The 22,289-nt window shown below is 75.4% G+C and carries 18 protein-coding genes; 6 read left to right on the forward strand and 12 right to left on the reverse strand.

Going from position 1 to position 22,289, the window contains the following annotated elements:
* Positions 1-384 precede the first annotated feature (384 nt).
* Entirely contained in the window at positions 385-1,071 is a 687-nt protein-coding gene (locus tag O7628_RS07705; protein WP_278129356.1) for a response regulator transcription factor, read from the reverse strand.
* Between the two features lie 2 nt (positions 1,072-1,073).
* Positions 1,074-2,312, reverse strand: a complete 1,239-nt coding sequence (locus O7628_RS07710) for an ATP-binding protein (protein WP_074472589.1) — start codon at positions 2,310-2,312, stop codon at positions 1,074-1,076.
* Between the two features lie 211 nt (positions 2,313-2,523).
* Between O7628_RS07710 and O7628_RS07715 the strand changes: the two genes are divergently transcribed.
* The 3 genes from O7628_RS07715 to O7628_RS07725 all read left to right on the forward strand — a co-directional run bounded on the left by O7628_RS07715 (position 2,524) and on the right by O7628_RS07725 (position 6,184).
* Positions 2,524-4,314: a PspC domain-containing protein gene (locus O7628_RS07715; RefSeq protein WP_278129357.1), complete on the forward strand. Its 1,791-nt coding sequence runs from the start codon at positions 2,524-2,526 to the stop codon at positions 4,312-4,314.
* Positions 4,311-4,688, forward strand: a complete 378-nt coding sequence (locus O7628_RS07720; protein ID WP_278136460.1) for a hypothetical protein — start codon at positions 4,311-4,313, stop codon at positions 4,686-4,688. The genes O7628_RS07715 and O7628_RS07720 overlap by 4 nt, the downstream gene beginning before the upstream one ends.
* Before the next feature lie 242 nt (positions 4,689-4,930).
* Positions 4,931-6,184, forward strand: coding sequence for a phosphatidylserine decarboxylase (locus O7628_RS07725; protein ID WP_278129358.1), 1,254 nt, complete (start codon positions 4,931-4,933; stop codon positions 6,182-6,184).
* A gap of 60 nt (positions 6,185-6,244) precedes the next feature.
* Here O7628_RS07725 and O7628_RS07730 read toward each other — a convergent pair whose 3' ends face one another.
* The 3 genes from O7628_RS07730 to O7628_RS07740 form a co-directional block, all read right to left on the reverse strand.
* Positions 6,245-7,165 carry a CDP-alcohol phosphatidyltransferase family protein gene (locus O7628_RS07730; protein WP_278129359.1) on the reverse strand — a complete coding sequence of 307 codons (921 nt, stop codon included), beginning with the start codon at positions 7,163-7,165 and terminating at the stop codon, positions 6,245-6,247.
* Between the two features lie 345 nt (positions 7,166-7,510).
* Complete coding sequence (locus O7628_RS07735) at positions 7,511-8,416, reverse strand: NUDIX domain-containing protein (protein ID WP_278136254.1); 906 nt, start codon at positions 8,414-8,416, stop codon at positions 7,511-7,513.
* 185 nt (positions 8,417-8,601) lie between these two features.
* A complete protein-coding gene (locus O7628_RS07740; RefSeq protein WP_278129360.1) occupies positions 8,602-9,549 on the reverse strand; it encodes an NUDIX hydrolase in 948 nt (315 codons plus the stop codon).
* Positions 9,550-9,693: 144 nt separating this feature from the next.
* On the opposite strand from O7628_RS07740, the gene O7628_RS07745 reads away from it, so the two are divergent.
* A complete protein-coding gene (locus tag O7628_RS07745) occupies positions 9,694-9,960 on the forward strand; it encodes a PspC domain-containing protein (RefSeq protein ID WP_074472850.1) in 267 nt (88 codons plus the stop codon).
* Between the two features lie 15 nt (positions 9,961-9,975).
* Here the strand turns inward: O7628_RS07745 and guaA are convergent, their stop codons facing one another.
* Both guaA and O7628_RS07755 read right to left on the reverse strand, forming a co-directional pair.
* Positions 9,976-11,532: a glutamine-hydrolyzing GMP synthase gene (gene guaA, locus O7628_RS07750; RefSeq protein WP_178066396.1), complete on the reverse strand. Its 1,557-nt coding sequence runs from the start codon at positions 11,530-11,532 to the stop codon at positions 9,976-9,978.
* Between the two features lie 136 nt (positions 11,533-11,668).
* On the reverse strand, positions 11,669-13,366 hold the full coding sequence (locus O7628_RS07755) for a GMC family oxidoreductase (RefSeq protein ID WP_278129361.1): 1,698 nt from the start codon (positions 13,364-13,366) through the stop codon (positions 11,669-11,671).
* 138 nt (positions 13,367-13,504) lie between these two features.
* Between O7628_RS07755 and O7628_RS07760 the strand changes: the two genes are divergently transcribed.
* Positions 13,505-14,626, forward strand: coding sequence for an LCP family protein (locus tag O7628_RS07760; protein WP_278129362.1), 1,122 nt, complete (start codon positions 13,505-13,507; stop codon positions 14,624-14,626).
* Positions 14,627-14,632: 6 nt separating this feature from the next.
* Here the strand turns inward: O7628_RS07760 and O7628_RS07765 are convergent, their stop codons facing one another.
* Positions 14,633-15,481, reverse strand: coding sequence for a LysR family transcriptional regulator (locus tag O7628_RS07765; RefSeq protein WP_178066399.1), 849 nt, complete (start codon positions 15,479-15,481; stop codon positions 14,633-14,635).
* Between the two features lie 92 nt (positions 15,482-15,573).
* Between O7628_RS07765 and O7628_RS07770 the strand changes: the two genes are divergently transcribed.
* The gene (locus tag O7628_RS07770; RefSeq protein WP_278129363.1) at positions 15,574-16,305 is read left to right on the forward strand and encodes an SDR family oxidoreductase; all 732 of its coding nucleotides are present in this window, start codon (positions 15,574-15,576) and stop codon (positions 16,303-16,305) included.
* Positions 16,306-16,342: 37 nt separating this feature from the next.
* Here the strand turns inward: O7628_RS07770 and O7628_RS07775 are convergent, their stop codons facing one another.
* The 4 genes from O7628_RS07775 to guaB all read right to left on the reverse strand — a co-directional run bounded on the left by O7628_RS07775 (position 16,343) and on the right by guaB (position 22,268).
* Entirely contained in the window at positions 16,343-17,800 is a 1,458-nt protein-coding gene (locus tag O7628_RS07775; RefSeq protein WP_278129364.1) for a M1 family metallopeptidase, read from the reverse strand.
* A 172-nt stretch (positions 17,801-17,972) separates the two neighbouring features.
* Positions 17,973-19,388 (reverse strand): M1 family metallopeptidase, encoded by a 1,416-nt coding sequence (locus O7628_RS07780; RefSeq protein ID WP_278129365.1) that lies wholly within the window; start codon positions 19,386-19,388, stop codon positions 17,973-17,975.
* 165 nt (positions 19,389-19,553) lie between these two features.
* Positions 19,554-20,672 (reverse strand): GuaB3 family IMP dehydrogenase-related protein, encoded by a 1,119-nt coding sequence (locus O7628_RS07785; protein WP_074472577.1) that lies wholly within the window; start codon positions 20,670-20,672, stop codon positions 19,554-19,556.
* A gap of 33 nt (positions 20,673-20,705) precedes the next feature.
* On the reverse strand, positions 20,706-22,268 hold the full coding sequence (gene guaB, locus O7628_RS07790; protein ID WP_178066402.1) for an IMP dehydrogenase: 1,563 nt from the start codon (positions 22,266-22,268) through the stop codon (positions 20,706-20,708).
* Positions 22,269-22,289: the final 21 nt, after the last annotated feature.

Here is a 22,289-nt window from a genome sequence, read left to right on the forward strand (position 1 = left end):
CTGCAACTGTGACACCTACCGGCCCGTTACGTGAAGGTGCCGTTATCAAGCCGTTAGTTGCCCGCAGTGCGGCCGATACTTGAGAAATGATCTTGAAACAAGTCGGCCGCGCCCCGCTGAACAGCCAACATACAACCCCTTTTTGCGCTCCGCCCAACGCCCGTGACCGGCCTGTGAGCTTCCCCGCGCCCGCGCTGCGGGCGCGGGGGATCGGGACGGGCAGCGGCACGGTCTGCCCGTCCGGGCGAGGCGGCCTTCGGCCACCCGGTGAGCAGCACAGACCGAGCGGGGGATGCGACGGGAATGACCAGACTCACAGTTACGCTGCGTCACATCGGCCGGCACCCGGGATCACCGTCGGGGCCGGCCGGGAAAAGGAGTCGATCACACCAGTCGGCGGTCCGCAGCCCAGCGCGACAATTCGTACCGATTGGACATCTGGAGCTTGCGCAGGACGTTCGACACATGCGTCTCGACCGTCTTGATCGAGATGTAGAGCTCCTTGGCGATCTCCTTGTACGCGTACCCCCGGGCGAGCAGGCGGAGCACCTCGCGCTCCCGGTTGGTGAGCTGGTCCAGCTCCGGATCGGCCACCGGGGCGTCCGGCCGGGCGGCGAACGCGTCCAGCACGAACCCGGCCAGCCGGGGGCTGAACACGGCGTCCCCGTCGGCCACCCGGCGGATCGCCCCGGCCAGCTCGTCCGGGGAGATCGTCTTGGTGACGTAGCCCCGGGCGCCGGCCCGGATCAGGCCGATCACGTCCTCGGCCGCGTCGGACACGCTCAGCGCCAGGAAGCGCACCTGCGGGTGGCTGCGGCGCATCGCCTCCAGCACCGCCCGGCCGCCGCCGTCGGGCATGTGCACGTCCAGCAGCACCACGTCGGGCGTGCTGGCGGCGATCCGGGCGACCGCCTCGGCCACCGTGCCGGCCTCGCCCACCACGTCGACGTGGACGCCCAACTCGGCGCGGACCCCGGCACGGAACATGGCGTGGTCGTCAACGAGGAAGACGCGCAGGCGCGCAGGCGCGCCCGCCCCGCCCTCGACCGGTCCGGTCGACTGCTCGGCCATGATCATCTGTCCCTTTCCGCCGTGGACTGGTCGCGGGAGATCGGCAGGATCAACCGGACCTCCGTCCCCTCGCCCGGCTCGGAGCGGATCTCCGCCCGGCCGCCGTGCCGCCTCATCCGCCCGACGATCGACCCCCGGACCCCGTGCCGGTGGTCCTCCACCGTATCCGGGTCGAAGCCCTTGCCCCGGTCCCGGACGAAGACGCTCACCTGCTCCGGCTCGACCTCGGCGTACAGCGAGACCGTCCGCACCCCGGCGTGCCGGGCCGCGTTCACCAGCGCCTCGCGGGCCGCCGCCACCAGCGCGCCGACCCGCTCGTCGGTGCCCCGGTCGCCCACCACCACCGTCTCCACGGTGATGGCGAAGGTGTCCTCGACCTCGGCCGCCGCCTGCTCCAGGGCCGCGGCGAACCGCTCCGTCGGCGAGGCGGTCGGCTTGTAGAGCCAGTTGCGCAGCGACCGTTCCTGCCCGCGCGCGAGCCGCTGCACCGTCGTGGTGTCGGCGGCGTTGCGCTGGATCAACGCGAGGGTGTGCAGCACCTGGTCGTGCACCATGGCGGCCAGCTCCGCCCGCTCCTGCTCGCGGATGCGCCCCTCGCGCTCCGAACGGAGCTGGTTGTACGTCCGCCAGAGCACCGGGGCCGCCACCACCCCCACCCCGGCCAGCCCCACCAGCGCGAAGATGACGCCGTTGACCACCGCGTCGAAGTTCTGCGCGGGCGAGTAGACCGCCGCGACGCCGATGATGCCGACCGCGACCAGCACCCCGCCGCCGATGAACCGCAGCACGAACGCGCGCCGGTCGTTCTCCTCGATCACCGCGCCGAGCCAGGGCACCGGCATCCGCTCGCCCCACTGCCGACGCCGCTCCGGCGCGGACTGGTGCCAGATCACCCCGGCCCCCACCGCGATGATCGCGACCAGCCAGCCGGCGGTGCCCGCCGCCCCGACGGAGCCGAAGAGCACCGTCTGGAGCACCAGCACCACCAGCCCGATCGCCACGAACGGCAGGAGCTGGCCGAGATCACGGCGGGCCGGGACGGCCGCGTCACCGGGCCGCAACGGGACCACCGCCCAGAACGCGGCGTAGAGCAGCAGCCCGAGCCCGCTGAGGCCGAGCAGCACCATGAACGCGATCCGCACCCGGACCACCGAGATGCCGAGGTGGTCGGCGATGCCGGCGGCGACGCCGGCGGCCATCCGGTGCTCGGGCGCCCGGTAGAGGCGGGGCGGCTGGGTCACGGCGCTGATCGGAGGCTCCCTGCTCGGGCGGGGCGCGCCCCGGGTGTGCGGCGCGGGCGCACGCCGGGTCGACGTCGCCGATCCGATCGTCACACGCCACGCCGGCCCCAGACCACGGGGAACGCCCGGACATCCCGGCCCGCCGGATCTCAGGGTGGGGTCAGGGTCGGTTCCGGAGGTCTCTCGCCGGCCCGCGCAGCAGGATCGAGGCATGACCGAGGAAGCTGCCCCGCCGCCCCGCCCCGGGACGGCACCGCCGGGCGGGCCACCACCGCCCCCGCCGCCGGCCCCGGCGGCCCCCACCCCCACCACCCCCGCCGCCTGGGCCGCGCCGGCCGCCTTCGGCCCGGCGACGCCCGACGCGCCGGGCACACCCGGGCAGGCCGGCCGGGACGCCGGGGGCGGGCCGCCGCCGCAGACGCCGGGCCCGGCCGGGCCACCCCCACCGCCACCGCCCGGGGGCGACGGTCCGGGGACGGGCGGCCCACCACCCGGGGGGTACGCGGCCCCGCCGCCCCCGCCGCCCGAGGGCGCCGGCTTCACCTCCCGGTACGGGCTCATCCGGCCGCGCGAGGGTCGCTACCTGGCCGGTGTCTGCGCGGCGATCGGCCGGGCCACCAACACCGACCCGGTGCTCTGGCGGGTGCTGCTGGCGGTGCTGGGCTTCTTCGGCGGCATCGGCATCCTGGTGTACGTCACGGCCTGGCTGATCATCCCCGGCGAGGGCGACACCGCCTCCCCGGTCGAGTCGATGCTCGGCCGGGGCCGGTCCAGCATGTCCCCGGTCACCGTGATCGTGCTGAGCATCCTGGTCGCGGTGAGCTTCGGCTACATCGTCACCGACGCGTTCCGGGCGGTGCTGCTCGGCGCGGCCATCCTGATCGGCGGCGCGCTGCTGCTCAACCGCGACCACGCCACGGCGGGCCGGGGCGCGGGCCACGCTCCGACGCCCGCCGGCGGGCCGGGGTCGGCCCCGCCGGTCGCCTGGCCCACGCGGGGCCCGGTCGTCCCGCCCGCGCCGGGCCTGTTCACCCCGCCCACCGGCCCGCGGGCCGCCCCCGGCACGCCGCCGGCCGGCCCCGGCGCCCCCGGTCAGCCGGCCACGGCACCGCTCGGCGGGCAGCCGTTCGGGGCGGCCGTCCCCGGGCAGCCCGGCCCCCGGTGGGTCGCGCCGCCCCCGCCCCGGGGCGGGGCCACCGCCGAGCTGCCGGCCTGGCCGCCCACGCCCGCCCCGTCGGCCGGCCCACCCGCTCCGGTCGCCTACCCGCCGGTCACCCCGCCCGCGCCGTCCGGCTACCGGCAGCCGTTCGCCCCGCACGGCCCGTACGCCCAGGGGCCGCAACCGGCCCCGGCCGCGCCGTACCCGCCGGCCAAGCCGCCGAAGCGGCCCCGGGAACGGTCCCCGCTGGGTGCCGTGACGTTCTCGCTGATCTTCCTGGCGCTGGGCGTGGTGGCCGTGCTCGACCTGCTGGACGTGGTCGAGGTGGGTGCGGCGGCGTACTTCGCCGCGGCCCTGGCGACCATCGGGCTCGGGCTGCTCGTCGGCGCCTGGTTCGGCCGGGCGCGGTGGCTGATCGCGCTCGGGCTGGTCACCGCGGCGGCGCTCGGCGTCGCCACCGTCGCCGAGTCCTACGACCGGGTCCGGGGCGTGGACGGGGACGTCACCTGGGCCCCCACGGACCGCCGCGACCTGGCCGACCGCTACGAGAACAACTTCGGCGACGCCGTGCTGGACCTGCGCGCCATCGACTTCGACAAGCAGGAGACCCAGATCACCGTCGCGATCAACTTCGGCAAGGCGACCGTCGTGGTGCCGCCCGACGTCGACGTCACCACGACCGCCGACGTCAACGCCGGGGACGCGACCATCTTCGGCAACCGTTCCGGCGCGCTGGACGGCCGGCTCCGGGAGGTCACCGACCTCGGCGCGGACGGCCCCGGCGGCGGGAAGCTGCGCCTCTACGTCCACGTCAACGCCGGAGACCTGGAGGTGACCCGGTGAAGGCGCACCGCACCGACGTCGTATCGCTCGGCTTCGGGCTGTTCTTCGTCGCGCTGGCCGCCTGGTGGCTGCTCGCCCAGCTGCTCGGTCTGGCCCTCCCCCCGGTCGGCTGGTTCCTGGCCGGCGGGCTGCTCCTGATCGGCGTGCTGGGGCTGGTCGGCGCGCTGCGCTCCGGCCGGGGCAACCGGGCGGCCGACCAACCGCAGGCCGACCCGCAGCAGGCCGACGTCGGGGCCGAGGCCGAGGAGCCGGGCGTCGGGCGGACCGACGAATGGCCGACCGCCGCCGTCACCGACGACCTGCCCGAGGCGGTCGAGGACCGGCCGGTCAGCGGCGGCGGGACACCCCGTGGGGACGAGCGGGCCGGCGGTTGACCGCTGCGGTGCGGCTCCCGGCGGAGGGCGCATATGCTGGCCGTGGAGATCTCGCCTCCGCCGGCCGGTCCACGCCGCGGGCCTCGCCCGCGACGAGCCGCCGGGCCGTCGACGACCGGGCCGCGTCGCGGGGCCCCGCGACGCGGCCCGGTCGTCGGGCCCGTCCGCGGTCGACCCCGACCGGTTCGCCGTGGCGATCCCGCCGCGATTGCCGTCTCTACCCCGTCAGGAGCCCGTCCGACATGACCCAGTCCCCCGCCGTGCGCACCTCCGGCCGGCCCGGTCCGGTCCGCATCGGCGAGCGTGCCGCCCGTACCCTCGTCACCGAGCTCGCCCGGCGCAACGACCCGAAGGCCGCCCTGGTGGTCGGCGCGACCCCGGACTCCGCGGTCCTGGCCGCGGCGATCGACGCCCTGCTGCCCGGCGACGTCCTCACCGTCGTGCCCGCCGGATCGGCGACGCCGGCCGCGCTGCGCGAGCACGTGAGCGCCCAGGGCAGTTGGGTCGCCGACCGGGTACGCGTGGTGGACTCCCTCGCCGAGGCCGACGCCGTCGAGGTGGTGATCGCCGCCGAGCCGCTCACCGGCACCGCCGACGAGACCCGCACGACCGTCGACGGCCTGGCGAAATACCTGGCCGACGGCGCGGTGCTCGCCGTGGCGGTGCCGGCGGCCCCGGCCCGGACGGCCGGCGCGGCGGCCGAGCTGGAGCGGCAGGCCGCCCTGCACGGCGTCGGGAGCGACCTGGTGCTGCGCAACCCCCCGCCGGTGCGGGTGCACCGGCTCCGGTTCACCCCGGCCGACGCGGCGGTCGCCGCCCGCCTCGCCCCGGCCCACCGGCCGTCGAGCGTTCCGCTGACCCGGGGCATGCACATCGACTCCAACGGGGTCGCGGCGGCCGGCATCACCCTCGGCCTGGCCGCGCTGACCCGCCTCGCCCGGCCCAAGTCGAAGCTGTGGCTGGTGCCGGCCCTCGCCGCCGTCCCGGTGGCCGCGTTCTTCCGGGACCCGCAGCGGGACGTCCCCGAGGACCAGTCGGCCGTCGTGGCCGCCGCCGACGGTCAGGTGCTGTCGGTGCAGCGGCTGCACGACGAGCGGTTCGGCGACGGCGAGTGGCTGCGGGTCGCGGTGTTCCTGTCGGTGCTGGACGTGCACGTCAACCGCTCTCCGGTCGCCGGCAAGGTGGTCGACTACTTCGTCGCCGACGGCGGGTTCGTCAACGCCATGAAGCCGGACGCCGAGCACAACGTGGCGGCGTACACGGTGCTCGACACCGACCACGGGACGGTCGTTGTGGCGCAGCGCACCGGGCTGATCGCCCGGCGCATCGTGCAGCGGGCCCCGGTCGGCTCGCTGCTGGCCCGGGGCGAGCGGTTCGGCCTGATCCGGTTCGGCTCGCGCACCGACGTCTACCTGCCGGCCGACGCCGCCGACCCGCTGGTCGGGCCGGGCGACCGGGTGGTCGGCGGGTCCACGGTCATCGCCCGCTGGCGCTGAGCCGGGCACGACGAAGGGGGCGCCGCGACTGCGGCGCCCCCTTCGTCGTCGAGCGTCGGATCAGGCGGTGCGGCGCTGGTGCAGCCAGAGCACCGGGCCGCTGACCAGGTAGCCCACCACGATCAGGGCGAAGGTGAGCCGGATGTCGACCAGCGCGCCGACCACCGGGGCCAGCCAGAGCCACGGCGGCAGCTTCACCAGCCGGGCCAGCTTCGCGTACGGGAAGCTGGAGACCATCGCGAACGCGAGCAGCGCCACCCCGGCGATCTGCACGAGGCCGGGCAGCGGCAGGCCGAGGGCGACGGTCAGCGCCAGCACGGCCGCGGCCATCGTGGTCGGCACGCCGCAGAAGAAGCGGCCGTCCTTCGGCGAGACGTTGAACCGGGCGAGCCGGATCGCCGCGCAGGCGGCGACGAGCGCGGCGGCGACCGCGGCGGCGGCGCGCGGCGCCTCGCCGGCGAGCGAGGCGTAGACCACCACGGGGGCGGCCAGGCCGAAGGAGCACATGTCGGCCAGCGAGTCCATCTGCGCGCCGAACGGGCTGGCCACGCCGAAGCGGCGGGCGAGCGCGCCGTCGAGCCCGTCGAACGCCACGCAGGCGATCAGCAGGAGCGCGGCGAGGCGCACCTGACCCTGCATGGCCACGAAGATGGCGTTGATGCCCAGCACGAGGCTGGCCAGGGTACAGGCGTTGACCAGCGCGAACTTGACCCGGCGGCCCGTCGTGCGCGCGCCGGGCAGCAGCGGGATCGACATCGACGCCGCGTCGTCGACCGGGGCGGCGGGGCCCACAGCCGGGCTGACCGGCGCGACCGCCTCGACCTCGGTGCGCTGGTAGCGGTCGAGGCCGTAGCGGCGGCGCTGCCGGTCGAGGTAGCGGTGCTCGGGCGAGGTCAGGTCGGTGCCCGCGGCGGCGACGCCGTCGCGGCGTCCCACCCGGACGAGCAGCACCTGGCGGGCGAACGTGCTGCTGCGGCGCAACGGGCCCGCCCAGCGACGCCCTGCGGGGCGCGGACTGTCAGTCGTACGACGCCGGCGCCATGGGGCTCTCGGCACGTTTCCTCCATCACCGGATCGGGCTGGCCGCCGCGGGGGCGGGTGTCCGGCTGTCTCGTGCCGGACCGCTTCGGGCCCGGCAGCCGTCAAAGCGGAGTACACCATTGCACAGGGGTAGGGGGCTTGGCGATAGCTGCCGGCGGACCTGATATCTCCGTTAACCGCGCGAATCGCCTCTTCTATTCCCATCTCGGGCCTGATCGCCCGATCCTCCACCAACCCCGGCTTCAGCCTACCGGAGGGCGTCGATACCGGCTCGGCGGGCGGGCGCTATGCGACCCGATGTCCGGTTACCAGGGCCGCCACCTCGGTCAACGGCAGGTCGCCGAGCGCGTCCGGGGGAAACCAGGCGGCGGCGGCCGTCGAGCCGCCGGCCAGCTCGGTGACCCGGGCCTCGGTGGGGTCGTCGACCACCACCCGGTAGACCACCCGCACCCCGTGCCAGTCCAGCGGCCGGCCCTCCGGCCCCAGCGCGCCCGGATCGTAGCGGTCGTGGACGGTGAGCAGCTCGACCACCCGGCCGAGCTGGCCGGCCTCCTCGACCAGCTCGCGGAGCAGGCCGGCGGCCGGCTGCTCGCCGTGGTCGGTGCCGCCACCGGGCAGGTGCCACAGCCCGGCCCCCGGGTAGCCGTCGGCGATCAGGGTGAGCAGCACCCGCCCGTCCGGGTCGGTGACCAGCCCGTACGCCGCGAAGCGCTGCCTCCGGTCGGCCGGCACCGGCGGTTGCGCCCCGCCGGGGGACGCCCCGGACGCGGGCCGCACCGGGGTGACCGGCAGGCCGAGCGCCTCGGCGGTGAACGGCAGCAGCGGCAGCCCGGCGGCCTCCTCGGGCGTCGACCAGCGCGCCAGGTCGGTGACGCCGTCGGGCGCGGCGCGCAGCCTGCCGCCGGACGCCTCGACGGCGAAGACGATCCGGTCGGTGTGCAGCGCCACGCCCGGCAGCCCGGTGACGTCCGAGACGGCGGCGAGCAGGCCCGTCACCTGCACGGCGAGGCCGGTCTGCGCGGCGAACTCCCGGACCACGCCGGCCTCCGGGTGTTCCCCGTGCGCCAGCCCGCCGCCGGGCAGCCGCCACACCCCCGGGTGGTCGGCCGACGCGGAGCCGCGCACGAGCAGCACCCGCCCGTCACGCCCCCGGCACACCCCGTGGACCCCCACCTGCCGTCGCTGCTCCAGCACGCCGCGCCTCCCGATCCCCCGGGCGGGACGCCCGGTCGGTCAAGAAGCTATCGCGGACGCCGGCCGCGCGGGCGACGACGTGGGGCGGTCGGGCCGCGACCCGGGCGGGTCGGGCCGGCGGCCGGCCAGGCGCCGATCGGGCATCTCGCCCGGTGAGGCGTGGGCCGGCGCCCTGCGGCCGGTCAGCCGAGGCGGGCGGCCTGGACGGCCTCCGCCGTGACCTCGGTGAGGCGGTCGGCGGGCAGCGCGCCCAGCTCCTCGCGGGCGAACCAGCGGGCCTCGCAGGTGGAGCCGCCGACGTCCGTCACCGTGGGCGGCGCGGGCTGGTCGACCATCACCCGGTAGAAGGCGCGCACGCCGTGCCAGTCGATCGGGTAGCCCTCGGGGCCGAGGGAGGCGGCGTCACGGTGGCTGGCCACCCCGAGCAGCTCGACGAGGCGGCCCTGCTGGCCGGTCTCCTCGACCAGCTCGCGGATGAGCGCCGCGCCCGGCTGCTCGCCGTAGTCGGTGCCGCCGCCGGGCAGGTGCCAGCAGCCGGCCCCCGGGTAGCCGTCGGAGACCCGGGTGAGCAGCACCCGGCCGTCGGGGTCGGTGGCCACCGCGTACGCGGCGAAGCGCTGGGCGCGGTGCAGTCCGTCGGGGCCGGGCACCGCGTAGAAGGAGGGGAACTCCGGCGGTTCGTCGGGCACCACGTCGGCCGAGGAGGCGGGCAGCCCGAGGGCCCGCGCGGTGAACGAGCGCAGCGGCAGCTCGCGCGCCTCGGTGGGGGTGACCCAGCGGGCCAGGTCGGTGGGGCGGTCGACCCGGTCGGTGAGCGTGCCGCCCCGCACCGACACCCGGTAGATGAGCCGGTCGGTGTGGATGGTGATGCCGCGCTCGGGCAGGGCCCGCATGTCGGCCAGCACGTCGTCGAGGCCGGAGACGGCGACCGAGAGCCCGGTCTCGGCGGCGGTCTCGCGGACGACGGTGTGGTTCGGGTCCTCGCCGTGGTCGACCGCCCCGCCGGGGAGGGACCACGTGCCGGGGGTGCCGGAGCGCTCCGATGCGCGGACCAGCAACACTCGGCCGACTGAGTCAGCACAGACTGCGTATGCCGCGATCCTGCGGAGCGGCTCCAGCATGGTGGTCACGGGGCCAAATTCTCCCCGCCCCTCGTTACCTGCATTGAAAAGAGTCAGATTCCTGACTGAATACTTGATCATCAGGGATCGGTCAGGGTAATGATCCGGGCCGTCACCGAGGCCGGCGGGCCCTCCGGCGCGGAACGTGGAGGCATGACCTCGACACCGCACCAGGCCCCGTACAAGCAACTCCGCCGACCCACCACGGACCGGATGGTCGCCGGGGTGGCCAGCGGCCTCGGCCGCTACTTCGCCGTCGACCCCACCCTCGTCCGGGTGCTCTTCGCCGTCGCGACGCTCGCCACCGCCGGGGTGGCCGCGCTCGCGTACCCGGTCATGTGGTTCCTCATGCCGGAGGAGCCGGCCGACGCCCCGGCGTGGCCGCACCCGACGGACCCCGCGTCACCCACCGGCGGCTGAGCCGGCGGGCGGGGGTCACTCCCACTCGATGGTGCCCGGCGGCTTGCTGGTCACGTCCAGGACCACCCGGTTCACCTCGGCCACCTCGTTGGTGATCCGGGTGGAGATCCTGGCCACCACCTCGTAGGGCAGCCGGGACCAGTCGGCGGTCATCGCGTCCTCGCTGGAGACCGGGCGCAGCACCACGGGATGCCCGTAGCTGCGCCCGTCGCCCTGCACGCCGACGCTGCGCACGTCGGCCAGGAGCACCACGGGGAACTGCCACACGCCCCGGTCCAGGCCGGCGGCGGTCAGCTCCTCGCGGGCGATCAGGTCGGCCTGGCGCAGCAGGTCCAGCCGCTCCCGGTCGACCGCCCCGATGATCCGGATGGCCAGGCCCGGCCCCGGGAACGGGTGCCGCCAGACCATCGCCTCGGGCAGGCCCAGCTGGAGGCCCAGCGTGCGCACCTCGTCCTTGAACAGCGTGCGCAGCGGCTCGACCAGGGCGAACTTCAGGTCCTCCGGCAGGCCGCCGACGTTGTGGTGGCTCTTGATGTTGGCGGTGCCGGTGCCGCCACCGGACTCCACCACGTCCGGGTAGAGGGTGCCCTGCACCAGGAACTCGACGTCGCCGTGCGCGGCGACCTCTCGGGCGGCGGCCTCGAAGACCCGGATGAACTCCCGACCGATGATCTTGCGCTTCTGCTCCGGATCGGTCACCCCGGCCAGCGCGCCGAGGAACCGGTCGGCCGCGTCGACCACCTTCAGCTTGATCCCGGTGGCGGCGACGTAGTCCTTCTCCACCTGCTCGGCCTCGCCCGCCCGCAGCAGGCCGTGGTCGACGAAGACGCAGGTGAGCTGGTCGCCGACGGCCCGGTGCACCAGCGCGGCGGCGACGGCCGAGTCGACCCCGCCGGACAGGCCGCAGATGACCTCCTTGTCGCCCACCTGGGCGCGGATGCGGGCCACCTGCTCGTCGATGATGTTCTCGGGCGTCCAGGTCGGCTCGATGCCGGCGATGTCGTAGAGGAACCGGGTGAGCATCTCCTGGCCGTGCGCGGTGTGCCCCACCTCCGGGTGGAACTGCACGCCCGCGCGGCGACCGGCCAGGTCCTCGAACGCGGCGACCGGGGCGCCGGCCGACTCGGCCGTCACCGCGAAGCCCGCCGGGGCCTCGGTCACGCAGTCGCCGTGGCTCATCCAGACCGGCAGGTCGGCCGGCAGGTCGCGCAGCAGCACCCCGGGCTCGGTGAGGCGGGGGCGCAGCGGGGTGCCGCCGTACTCGCGGTTGCCGGTGCGCGCGACCGTGCCGCCGAGGGCCTGGGCCATCGCCTGGAAGCCGTAGCAGATGCCGAAGACCGGCACGCCCGCCTCGAACACCCCCGCGTCGACCTGCGGGGCGTCGGGCGCGTAGACGCTGGCCGGGCCGCCGGACAGGATGATCGCGGCCGGGTCCCTCGCCAGCATCTCCGCCACCGGCATCGAGTGCGGCACGATCTCCGAGTAGACCCGCGCCTCGCGCACCCGGCGCGCGATGAGCTGGGCGTACTGGGCTCCGAAGTCCACCACGAGGACGGGGCGAGGCGTGCTCATGGGCACGAAGCCTACCGACAGTCACCCCCGCCCCGGCGCGGACCCCGGCGCACGCCCGGCGCGGCCCCGCGCGCCTGTGGGTGCGTGGTGAGAAGGGGACCCTTCTCTACCGTAGGCGTTAACAAGGGGCCCTTCCTTACCAGCGGAGCGCGCCGGGGGCGTCCGCCGGCACGGCCGGGCGCACCGGCGGCACCGCCGCCACCCGCCGGTACGCCTCCCCCAGCGGCGGCCGGGGGTCCGCCTCGCCCCGGTTGGGCCAGAACGACATCGCCCGTTCCGCCTGCGCGGTGATGGTCAGCGACGGGTTCACGCCCAGGTTCGCCGACACGGCCGCCCCGTCCACCACGTGCAGCCCCGGGTGCCCGTGCACCCGGTGGTACGGGTCGACCACCCCGTCGGCGGCGGTGGCCCCGATCACCGCCCCGCCGAGGATGTGCGCGGTGATCGGGATGTCGAATGGCTCGGTGAGCGACCCGCCCGGCGTGCCGCCGATCTCCTCGGCGAGCAGCCGCGCGGCGGCGTTGCCGGCGGGGATCCACGTCGGGTTGGGCGCGCCGTGGCCGGGCCCGGCGACCAGCCGCCGCCCGAGCGGGCCGCGCCGCCAGCGGGTCGTCAGCGAGTTGTCGGCCGACTGCATGACCAGCGCGATGACGGTGCGCCGCGACCAGTCGCGGACGGTGAGCATCCGCACGGCGAGGCGCGGCTGGGTGAGCAGGCCGACCAGCCAGCGGCGGACCCGGTGCGGCCCGCCGTCGACCAGCAGCGACTGGAGCAGCCCCATCGCGTTGGAGCCCCGCCCGTAGCGGACCGGCTCGATGTGGGTCTGCGGGTCGGGGTGGAACGAGCTGGTGATCGCCACCCCGTCGGTGAAGTCCAGCCCCTGCGCGCGGGCCGGCCCGAGGGGCACGGACGCGCCGAGGATCGCCTCGGAGTTGGTCCGGGTCAGCTCGCCGAGGCGGTCGGACAGGTGCGGCAGCGCGCCGGTGGCCTTCATCTCGTGCAGCAGCCGCTGGGTGCCGAGCGCCCCGGCGGCGAGGACCACCTGGTCGGCGTGCCACACCCGGCGACGCCTGCGCAGCCAGGACCCGGTGCGGACGGTCTCGACCCGGTAGCCGCCGCCGGCGGCGGGGCGCACGGCGGTGACGGTGGTCAGCGGGTGCACCTGCGCGCCGAGCCGCTCGGCCAGCCAGAGGTAGTTCTTGACCAGGGTGTTCTTCGCCCCCTGCCGGCAGCCCGTCATGCACGCCCCGCAGTGGGTGCAGCCGGTGCGCTCCGGGCCGACGCCGCCGAAGTACGGGTCGGCGGCCCGCTCTCCCGGCCGGCCGATGTGCACGCCGACGGGGGTGGGGTGGAAGGTGTTCCCGGCCCCCATCCGGTCGGCGACCGCCCGCATCGCGGAGTCCGCGCGGGTGTGCCGCGGGTAGGTGGTGACGCCGAGCATCCGCTTCGCCTGGTCGTAGTGCGGGGCCAGCTCGGCCCGCCAGTCGGTGACGTCCCGCCACTGCGGGTCGGCGTAGAACGCGTCGAGGGGCTCGTAGAGGGTGTTCGCGTAGACCAGCGAGCCGCCGCCCACCCCCGCGCCGGAGAGCACCAGCACCCCGCCGCCGGCCCGCCGGTCGGCGGAGCGGAGCAGGGTGAGGCGTTGCAGGCCGAAGCAGCCGAGCCGCGGGGCCCACAGGAAGCGCCGCAGCCGCCACGACGTCTCGGGGAACTCGTCGTCGGCGAAGCGCCGCCCGGCCTCCAGGACGCCGACCGAGTAGCCCTTCTCGGCCAGCCGGAGCGCGGTGACGCTGCCGCCGAAGCCGGACCCGATGACGAGCACGTCGTACCGCATGAACGCATCATTACCGACGAGTAGCTCTCGCGCCATAGCCGGTTTTCGCGCGACCATGCACCCCGCCGCAGGTGATCCGCGGCTCAGCGGCCGCAACCCGGCGCGGCCCTTCCAGCGTTGTAGGTGCGGGGGTGCGAGATGGCCGGACAGGCGGGGACCGGACGGCGGCGGTGGCGGGCGGGGCTGGCCGTCGTCGTGGCGGCCGTCGTGCTGGCGCTCGGGGGCACGGTGGCGGCCCGGCTGGTCGCCGACCGGCAGACCGAGCGCGGGGCGGGACGGGTCACGGCCGCGCCCACCCCCACGCCGTCGCCGACGCCGAGCCCGACGCCGCCGCCCGGGGCCGACGTCACCGGGCCGCTCAACCTGCTGTTCGTCGGCGTGGACACCCGGGTCAGCGTGCCCGGCTGGGAGCCGCACGGCGACGCGGTGCTGGTGGCGCACGTGCCGGCAGGGCTGGACCGGGCGTACCTCTTCTCGCTGCCCCGGGACCTGCTGGTCGACATCCCGGCCTACCCGAAGGCCGGCTACTCCGGCGGGAAGACCAAGCTCACCCACGCGATGAGCTACGGCAGCCGGGTGCCGGGCAAGCCCAAGAAGCCGAGCGCCGCCCAGGGCTACGAGCTGCTGCGCAGCACCGTCAGCGGCTACACCGGGCTGCGCTTCGACGCCGGCGCCGTGGTCACCTTCACCGGCTTCGAGAAGCTGGTGGACGCCGTCGGCGGGGTCGACCTCTACGTCGACGAGCGGACCGTCTCGCTGCACCGGCGGCCGGACGGCCGGCACCGCGAGGCCGCCCCGGGCGGCGGCGGCTACGTCGGCCCGCAGATGGTCTACGAGAAGGGCGAGCGGCACCTCAACGGCTGGCAGGCGCTGGACTACGCCCGGCAGCGCTACGGCCTGAAGAACGGCGACTACGACCGGCAGCGGCACCAGCAGCAGCTCATCCGGGCCATCGTGGCGAAGATGCAGTCCGAGAGCCTGCCCCGGCAGCCCGACCGGGTCGAGCAGGTCGTCGGGGCGCTCGGCGACACCCTCGTCTACGCGGGCGGGCCGCGGATCGTCGACCTCGCGTACGCCCTCGGCGGGCTGCCCGCCGACCGGCTCGTCCTCGTCGGCCTGCCCGGCGAGGGGGTGGGCAAGGGCAGCGGCTACCGCGGTGAGCAGCTCAAGCCGGTCGGCCGGCAGTTCCTCACCGCGCTCAAGGAGGACCGGGCCGAGCAGTACCTCGCCGACCACCCGGAGCTGGTGGTGAAGAACTAGGCCCGGCTAGAGGCCGAGCGCCGTCCGGATCAGCACGGCCAGCGCCCGGGACCGGCTGTGCGGCGGCCAGGCGATCACCGTCGTCACGCGCGGCGCGTCCGACACCGGCACGGCGGCGATGTCCCGGCGCAGGTGGGTCCGGCACGACTCGGGCACGACCGCCGACGCCCGGCCGAGCGCGATCAGCTCGTGCAGCTGCGCGTGGTCGCGGACCTGCGGGCCGGGACCGTCCGGGTAGCTGCCGTCGCGGCACGGCCAGCGCGGCAGCGGCAGGCCGGGAAGATCGGCGACGTCGGCCTCCCGCAGCTCCGCCCGGCCGGCGAGGGGATGCCCGGCCGGCAGGAGCACCACCTGCCCCTCCGTGCACAGCTCCTCGGCGTCGAACCCGACGGTCGAGTCGAACGGCCGGTGCAGCAGCGCCACGTCCGCCCGGCCGTCGCGCAGCAACCGCTCCTGCTCGCCGATCCCGCACAGGTGCACGTCGACGGCGACCGCGCCGGGCTCGGCGGCGTAGGCGTCGAGCAGCTTCGCCAGCAGTTCGCTGGACGCTCCGGCCTTGGTGACCAGGACCAGGCCGGGGTCGCCGGTCGCGGCGCGGGCGGCGCGGCGGGTACGGCGGTCGGCGGCGGCCACCGCGTCGAGGGCCGCCCGGCCCTCAACCAGCAGCACCGCGCCGGCCTCGGTCAGGGCGACGCTGCGGCTGGTGCGGTCCAGCAGCGTCACCCCGAGCCGCCGTTCGAGTTGCGCGATCGCCCGCGACAGCGGCGGCTGCGCGATGCCGAGGCGCTGCGCCGCCCGCCCGAAGTGGAGTTCCTCGGCGACGGCGACGAAATATCGCAGCTCCCGCGTCTCCATGCCCCCACGGTACCCGCGCCGATACCCGTCGGGTATCGCTGCCCACTCAGCCGGTGTTGGTGACCCGGCCGGCCCCGGCCAGGATCGGCCGCATGAGCGAAGCGAAGATCGCGCTGGTCACCGGCGCCAACAAGGGAATCGGGTACGAGATCGCCGCCGGCCTGGGTGCCCTCGGCTTCACCGTCGGCGTCGGCGCGCGGGACGGGCAGCGCCGGGAGACCGCCGTGGCGAAGTTGCGCGCGGCCGGCGTCGACGCGTTCGGGGTGCCGCTGGACGTGACCGACGACGCGAGCGTGACCGCCGCCGCCGCGCTGGTCGAGGAGCGCGCCGGCCGCCTCGACGCGCTGGTCAACAACGCCGGGGTGACCGGCGACCGGGCGCAGCTGCCCACCACCGTCGACCTCGCGGTGATGCGGGCCGTCGTGGAGACGAACGTGCTCGGCGTCATCCGGGTCACCAACGCCATGCTGCCGCTGCTGCGCCGGTCGACCTCGCCCCGGATCGTGAACATGTCCAGCAGCGTCGGCTCCCTCGCCCGGCAGTCCGCCGCCGAGAGCGAGCTCACCACGGGTCCGATCGCCGTCGCGTACTCGCCGTCGAAGACGTTCCTCAACGCCGTCACCGTCCAGTACGTCAGGGAGCTGCGCGGCACGAACATCCTGATCAACGCCGCCTGCCCCGGCTACGTCGCCACCGATCTCAACAACTTCCGGGGGGTCCGTACCCCGGAGCAGGGTGCGGCGATCGCGGTCCGGCTCGCGACCCTGCCCGACGACGGCCCGACCGGCGGCTTCTTCGAGGACGCCGGGGTGGTGCCCTGGTGACGGCGTGACCGGGTGACGGCGGGCGGAGCGCCCGGGGTCAGCGGGCCGTCGGGCGCTCCGGCCGCTCGGTGCCGTGGAGCCAGGCGTCGAAGAGCGCGTCGAGCTGCCGGCCGGAGACCTGCTCGGCGTGGGCGACGAAGTCGGCGGTGGTGACGTTGCCGTCGCGCCGGTCGGCCGCCCAGCCCCGGACGATCCGGAAGAACGCCTCGTCGCCGACGGTGACGCGCAGCGCGTGCACGGTCATCGCGCCCCGCTGGTAGACGGAGTCGCTGAACAGGTTCGCCGCCCCCGGCCGGCCGGGCGGCGTCCGCCACAGCGACGCCGACGCGCCGAGGTACTCCCCGTCGAACGACTGCTGCACCGTCCGGCCGCCGTCGTGCTCCAGCCAGAGCCATTCGGCGTACGTGGCGAAGCCCTCGTTGAGCCAGATGTCGCTCCACCGGGCCAGGGAGACGCTGTCGCCGAACCACTGGTGGGCCAGCTCGTGCGCGACCACCCCGCTGTTCGCGCCGCGGCTGAAGAAGGTGGACGAGTAGACCGGGCGGCTCTGCGTCTCCAGGGCGAACCTGATGCCCGGATCGTCGACGACCACCCCGCCGTACGACCCGAACGGGTACGGCCCGAACACGCCCTCCAGGTAGTCGGCCACCTCTACGGTGCGGGCGATCGAGGCGTCCGCCGCGCCCTCGGGCAGCTTCGTGGTGACCGCGCTGAACACCGGCCGTCCCTTGTGCTCGGCGCGGGTCACCCGGAAGTTCCCGATGGCCACCATGCTCAGGTAGCTGGCCATCGGGGACCGCTCGGCCCACTTCCAGGTGGTCCAGCCGGCGCGGGTGGCCTTGCCCACCGGCGCCCCGTTGCTGACGGCGGTCAGCCCCTCCGGGACGGTAATCTCGAAGTCGTAGGTGGCCTTGTCGGACGGGTGGTCGTTGACCGGGAACCAGGTGCTCGCCGACTCGGGCTGGCCGAGGGCCACCGCGCCGTCGGAGGTGTGCCGGAAGCCGCCCTCGCCGAGGGTCTCGTTGGTCAGCGGCTTCGGCGTGCCCTCGTACCGGATCTCGGCGGTGAAGCCGTTGCCCGAGGTCAGGCCGGCGGCGGGGGTGACGACCAGCTCGTCGCCGGCGCGGGCGTGCCGGGCCGCGACGCCGTCGACCGTCACCCCGCGCACGGTGAGCCCGGCCAGGTCCAGGTGGAACGCGGACAGGCTCGCGGTGGCCGTGGCCTGCACGGTGGTGGTGCCGGTGAGGCGGTCCGTCGCGGGGTCGTAGCGGACCTTCACCACGTACCGGGTCACGTCGTACCCGCCGTTGCCGTACCGGGGGAAGTAGTCGTCGCCGACCCCGGCCGCGCCGGGCTTGAACTGCCGCGCCGCCGTCGGCGACGGGGTGGCCTCCCGGGCGGCCGGCTCGGGCGGCGAGGAGCAGGCGGCCAGCCCGAGCACGCCGGCCAGCAGCAGCACGGTGCGCAGGCGCAGGCCCCGCAGGCGCAGCGTCATCGCGTCGTCCCTCCCGGCGGAGGCCCCCGGCCCGGCGACGGCCCTCGGCCCACCCGGCCGGCCCGGCTCGTCCGGGCCGCTCCACCCGCGGCAGCCTACCCATCGCGGGCACGGCGCACGGCGGCGCGGGCACGGCGGGTCACCGGCCGGCAGCCCCGGGTGCCGACGCCGCTCAGGGCAGCGCGGGCGCGGTGCCGCCGACGAGCCAGGCGTCGAGCAGCGCGGCCAGCCGCCGGCCGGAGACCCGCTCGGCGAGGGCGACGAAGTCCGCCGTGGTGGCGTTGCCGCCGCGCCGCTCGGTGGTCCAGGCACGCAGGATCCGGAAGAAGGCGTCGTCGCCGACGGTCCGCCGCAGCGCGTGCACCGCGAGCGCGCCCCGCTGGTAGACGGCGTCGCCGAACATGTTCGCCCGGCCCGGGTCGACCGACGGCTGCGACCAGTCCGTCGCGGCGTGGCGGGCCGCGACGGTCTGCGCGACGGTCCGGCCGCCGTCGTGCTCCAGCCAGAGCCATTCGGCGTACGTGGCGAAGCCCTCGTTGAGCCAGATGTCGCTCCACCGGGCCAGCGAGACGCTGTCGCCGAACCACTGGTGGGCCAGCTCGTGCGCGACCACCCCGGTGTCGGGGCGGCCGGAGCGGAAGAAGCCCGGCCCGTAGACCGGGCGCGACTGGGTCTCCAGGGCGTACGAGATGCGGCGCTCGGCGAGCGCGATCCCGCCGTACGAGTCGAACGGGTACGGCCCGAAGCGGTCGGCGAGGAAGTCGGCGATCTCGCCGGTGCGGGCCAGCGAGGCGGCGGCCGGACCGTCGGCGGGCAGGCTCGCCGCGACGGCCGTGACCATCGGCTTGCCCCGGTGGGTGCCGGTGGCGACCCGGTAGTCGCCGATCACCAGCGTGCTCAGGTAGCTGGCCATCGGGGCCCGCTCGACCCAGCGCCAGGTGGTCCAGCCGCCGGCGCTGGTGCGTCCCGCCGGCACGCCGTTGCCGAGCGCGGCCAGCCCGTCGGGGACGGTGACCTCGACGTCGTAGGTGGCCTTGTCGGACGGGTGGTCGTTGACCGGGAACCAGGTGCTCGCCGAGTCGGGCTGGCCGAGCGCGACCGCGCCGTCGGCGGTGGCGAGGAAGCCGCCGACGCCCAGCGTGGTGCTCTCGACCGGCTGCGGCACCCCCGCGTACTCCACGTCGACGGCGAACCGGGCGCCCCGGTCCAGGCCGCGCGCCGGGGTGACCACCAGCTCGTCGCCCTCGCGGGCGTGCCGGGCCTGCGCGCCGTCGACGCGGACCGCGCCGACGGTCAGGCCGGACAGGTCCAGGTTGAACCGGGACAGCCCGGCCGTCGCGGTGGCCGTGATGGTGGCGTGGCCGGTGAGCCGGTCGTCGGCCGGGTCGTAGCGGATCCGCAGCCGGTACGCGGCCACGTCGTAGCCGCCGTTGCCGCGCCCGGGGACGTACGGGTCGCCCGCGTCGGCCGCCCCGCGGCGGGCGCGGTCGGCGTCGGGCGGCGGCCCGGTGCAGGCGGCGAGGGCGGCCGCGACGAGGCAGGCGGCCAGGACGACGCGGCCGACCGGTCGGCTTCCTGTGCGGACCATCGCTCTCCCTCGGCTGTCGGGGGCGAGCCTAGCCCACGCCGGCCGGCAAAAGCGTCCATAACCGGCAATAGGCCCACAATCGACCCCGCCCGACGCGAACGGCCCCGCCGCTCTCCCGCGGCGGGGCCGTTCCACGTGCTCTCGGGGTCGCCCCGGGGCGGCGGGTCAGCGGTCGAGGACCAGGCCGACCTTCTGGAACTCCTTGAGGTCGCGGTAGCCGCACTTGGCCATCGCCCGACGCAGCCCGCCGAACAGGTTGAGCTGGCCGTCCGGCTCGTCGGCCGGGCCGAACAGCAGCCGCTCCATCTCCCCGAGCGGCTCGCCGGCCACCTCGAACGCGCCGCGCGGCAGCGACGGGTGGCTGGCCGCCGAGTGCCACCACGCGCCGCCGGCCGGGGCCTCCGCGCACAGCGACAGCGGCTCGCCGAGCATCACCGCGTCCGCGCCGCAGCCCAGCGCCTTGGCGATGTCGCCGGAGGTCTGGATGTCGCCGTCGGCGATCAGGTGCACGTACCGGCCGCCGGTCTCGTCGAGGTAGTCGCGGCGGGCCGCGGCGGCGTCGGCGATCGCGGTGGCCATCGGCACCCGGATGCCCAGCACCGACTCGGTGGTCGACCAGCCGTCGCCGCCGATGCCGACGATCACGCCGGCCGCGCCGGTGCGCATCAGGTGCAGCGCCGTCTTGTAGTCGGTGCAGCCGCCGACGATGACCGGCAGGTCGAGGTCGGCGATGAACTCCTTGAGGTTGAGCGGCTCGTCGGTGGTGGAGACGTGCTCGGCCGAGACGATGGTGCCCTGGATGACCAGGATGTCCACGCCCGCGTCGAGGATCACCGGGGCCAGCGCCAGGGTGTGCTGCGGGGAGACCCGCACAGCCACGGTGCCGCCGCCGGCCCGCAGCTCGCGGACCCGCTCGGCGATGAGGTCCGGGCGGATCGGCTCGGCGTAGACCTCCTGGAGCCGCTTGGTGGCGCGCGCGTCCTCGCCGAGGCCCGACAGCTCCTCCAGGATCTTGGTCGGGTTCTCGTACCGGGTCCACAGGCCCTCGACGTTGAGCACCCCGAGGCCGCCGAGCTGGCCGAGCCGCACGGCGGACGCCGGGCTCATCGTCGCGTCCGAGGGGTGCCCCACGCAGGGGATGCCGAACTGGTACGCGTCGAGCTGCCAGGTGGTGGAGACGTCGTCGACGTCCCGGGTGCGGCGGCTCGGCACGATGGCGATGTCGTCCAGGTGGTAACCGCGTTGCGCGGTCTTGCCCAGGCCGATCTCGACCACGTCACGCATGGTGGCTCCAGGTGGTGTCGGGGTGGTGGTGGGTCAGCGGGAGTGGTAGTTCGGCGCCTCGACGGTCATCTGGATGTCGTGCGGGTGGCTCTCCTTGAGCCCGGCCGCGGTGATCCGGATGAGCTGGCCGCGCCGGTGCAGCTCGGGGATGCTCTCCGCGCCGACGTACCCCATCGCGGCCCGCAGCCCGCCGGTGAGCTGGTGGGCGACGGCGGCGAGCGGCCCCCGGTAGGGCACCTGGCCCTCGACGCCCTCCGGGACCAGCTTGTCCTCGGCGAGCACGTCCTGCTGGAAGTAGCGGTCCTTCGAATACGACTTGGCCTGCCCCCGCGACTGCATCGCGCCGAGCGAGCCCATCCCCCGGTACGCCTTGTACTGCTTGCCGTTGATGAAGATCAGCTCGCCGGGGCTCTCCTCGCAGCCGGCCAGCAGGCTGCCCAGCATCACGGTGTCGGCGCCGGCCACGAGGGCCTTGGCGATGTCGCCCGAGTATTGGATGCCGCCGTCGCCGATGACCGGCACGCCGGCCGGGCGGGCGGCCCGCGCCGCCTCCATGATCGCGGTGATCTGCGGCACGCCGACCCCGGCGACGATCCGGGTGGTGCAGATCGCGCCCGGGCCCACCCCGACCTTCACGCCGTCCGCGCCGGCCTCGACCAGGGCCTTCGCCCCGGCGTAGGTGGCCACGTTGCCGCCGACGATGTCGATCGTGACGTCCTTCTTGAGCTGGCGGACCATGTCCAGCACCGCCCGCTGGTGGCCGTGGGCGGTGTCCACGATGATCACGTCGACGCCCGCGTCGACCAGCGCCCGGGCCCGCTTGTACGCGTCCTCGCCCACGCCGACGGCGGCGGCCACCCGGAGCCGGCCCACGTCGTCCTTGGTGGCGTTCGGGTACTGCTCGCTCTTGGTGAAGTCCTTCACGGTGATCAGCCCGCGCAGCCGGCCCGCGCCGTCGACGATCGGCAGCTTCTCGACCTTGTGCTGACGCAGCAGGGCCAGCGCCTCGTCCTTGCTGACCCCGACCGGGGCGGTGACCAGCGGCGTGCGGGTCATGATCTCGCGGACCGGGGTGGCCGGCTCGGAGACGAAGCGCATGTCCCGGTTGGTGACGATGCCGACGAGCTGGCCCTCGCCGTCGACCACGGGGACGCCGGAGATGCGGTAGCGCCCGCAGAGCGCGTCGACGTCGCGCAGGGTGTCGTCGGGGCTGGCCGTCACCGGGTTGGTGATCATGCCGGACTCGGAGCGCTTGACCAGGTCGACCTGGAGCGCCTGGTCCTCCAGGGACAGGTTGCGGTGCAGCACGCCGATGCCGCCCTGGCGGGCCATGGCGATCGCCATCCGCGCCTCGGTGACCGTGTCCATCGCGCTGGACAGCAGCGGGACGGTCAGCTCGACGTTGCGGGTGAGCCGGGTGCGGGTGTTGACCCGGCTGGGCACGACGTCCGACTCGCCGGGCTGGAGGAGCACGTCGTCGAAGGTGAGGCCGAGCGGGACCACCCGGGCCGAGCCGGCGGGCAGCTCCGGCAGATGGCCGCCCAGCTCGCCGGTGTCGGCGCCGGCCGGAAGATCGATGCTGGGCGAATTGTCCACGATTGCTCTCCTGAGCTGGGT

The organism is Micromonospora sp. WMMD956 (assembly GCF_029626125.1).
Taxonomy (GTDB): Bacteria; Actinomycetota; Actinomycetes; order Mycobacteriales; family Micromonosporaceae; genus Micromonospora; species Micromonospora carbonacea.

What these genes read in the sequence shown, in the direction of transcription:
- O7628_RS07705 (WP_278129356.1), bottom strand. Translation starts at nt 1,071, where the DNA reads ATGGCCGAGCAGTCGACCGGACCGGTCGAGGGCGGGGCGGGCGCGCCT.
- O7628_RS07755 (WP_278129361.1), bottom strand. Translation starts at nt 13,366, where the DNA reads ATGCGGTACGACGTGCTCGTCATCGGGTCCGGCTTCGGCGGCAGCGTC.
- O7628_RS07760 (WP_278129362.1), top strand. Translation starts at nt 13,505, where the DNA reads ATGGCCGGACAGGCGGGGACCGGACGGCGGCGGTGGCGGGCGGGGCTG.
- O7628_RS07770 (WP_278129363.1), top strand. Translation starts at nt 15,574, where the DNA reads ATGAGCGAAGCGAAGATCGCGCTGGTCACCGGCGCCAACAAGGGAATC.
- O7628_RS07775 (WP_278129364.1), bottom strand. Translation starts at nt 17,800, where the DNA reads ATGACGCTGCGCCTGCGGGGCCTGCGCCTGCGCACCGTGCTGCTGCTG.
- O7628_RS07780 (WP_278129365.1), bottom strand. Translation starts at nt 19,388, where the DNA reads ATGGTCCGCACAGGAAGCCGACCGGTCGGCCGCGTCGTCCTGGCCGCC.
- guaA (WP_178066396.1), bottom strand. Translation starts at nt 11,532, where the DNA reads ATGAGCACGCCTCGCCCCGTCCTCGTGGTGGACTTCGGAGCCCAGTAC.
- O7628_RS07765 (WP_178066399.1), bottom strand. Translation starts at nt 15,481, where the DNA reads ATGGAGACGCGGGAGCTGCGATATTTCGTCGCCGTCGCCGAGGAACTC.
- O7628_RS07745 (WP_074472850.1), top strand. Translation starts at nt 9,694, where the DNA reads ATGACCTCGACACCGCACCAGGCCCCGTACAAGCAACTCCGCCGACCC.
- O7628_RS07725 (WP_278129358.1), top strand. Translation starts at nt 4,931, where the DNA reads ATGACCCAGTCCCCCGCCGTGCGCACCTCCGGCCGGCCCGGTCCGGTC.
- O7628_RS07715 (WP_278129357.1), top strand. Translation starts at nt 2,524, where the DNA reads ATGACCGAGGAAGCTGCCCCGCCGCCCCGCCCCGGGACGGCACCGCCG.
- O7628_RS07785 (WP_074472577.1), bottom strand. Translation starts at nt 20,672, where the DNA reads ATGCGTGACGTGGTCGAGATCGGCCTGGGCAAGACCGCGCAACGCGGT.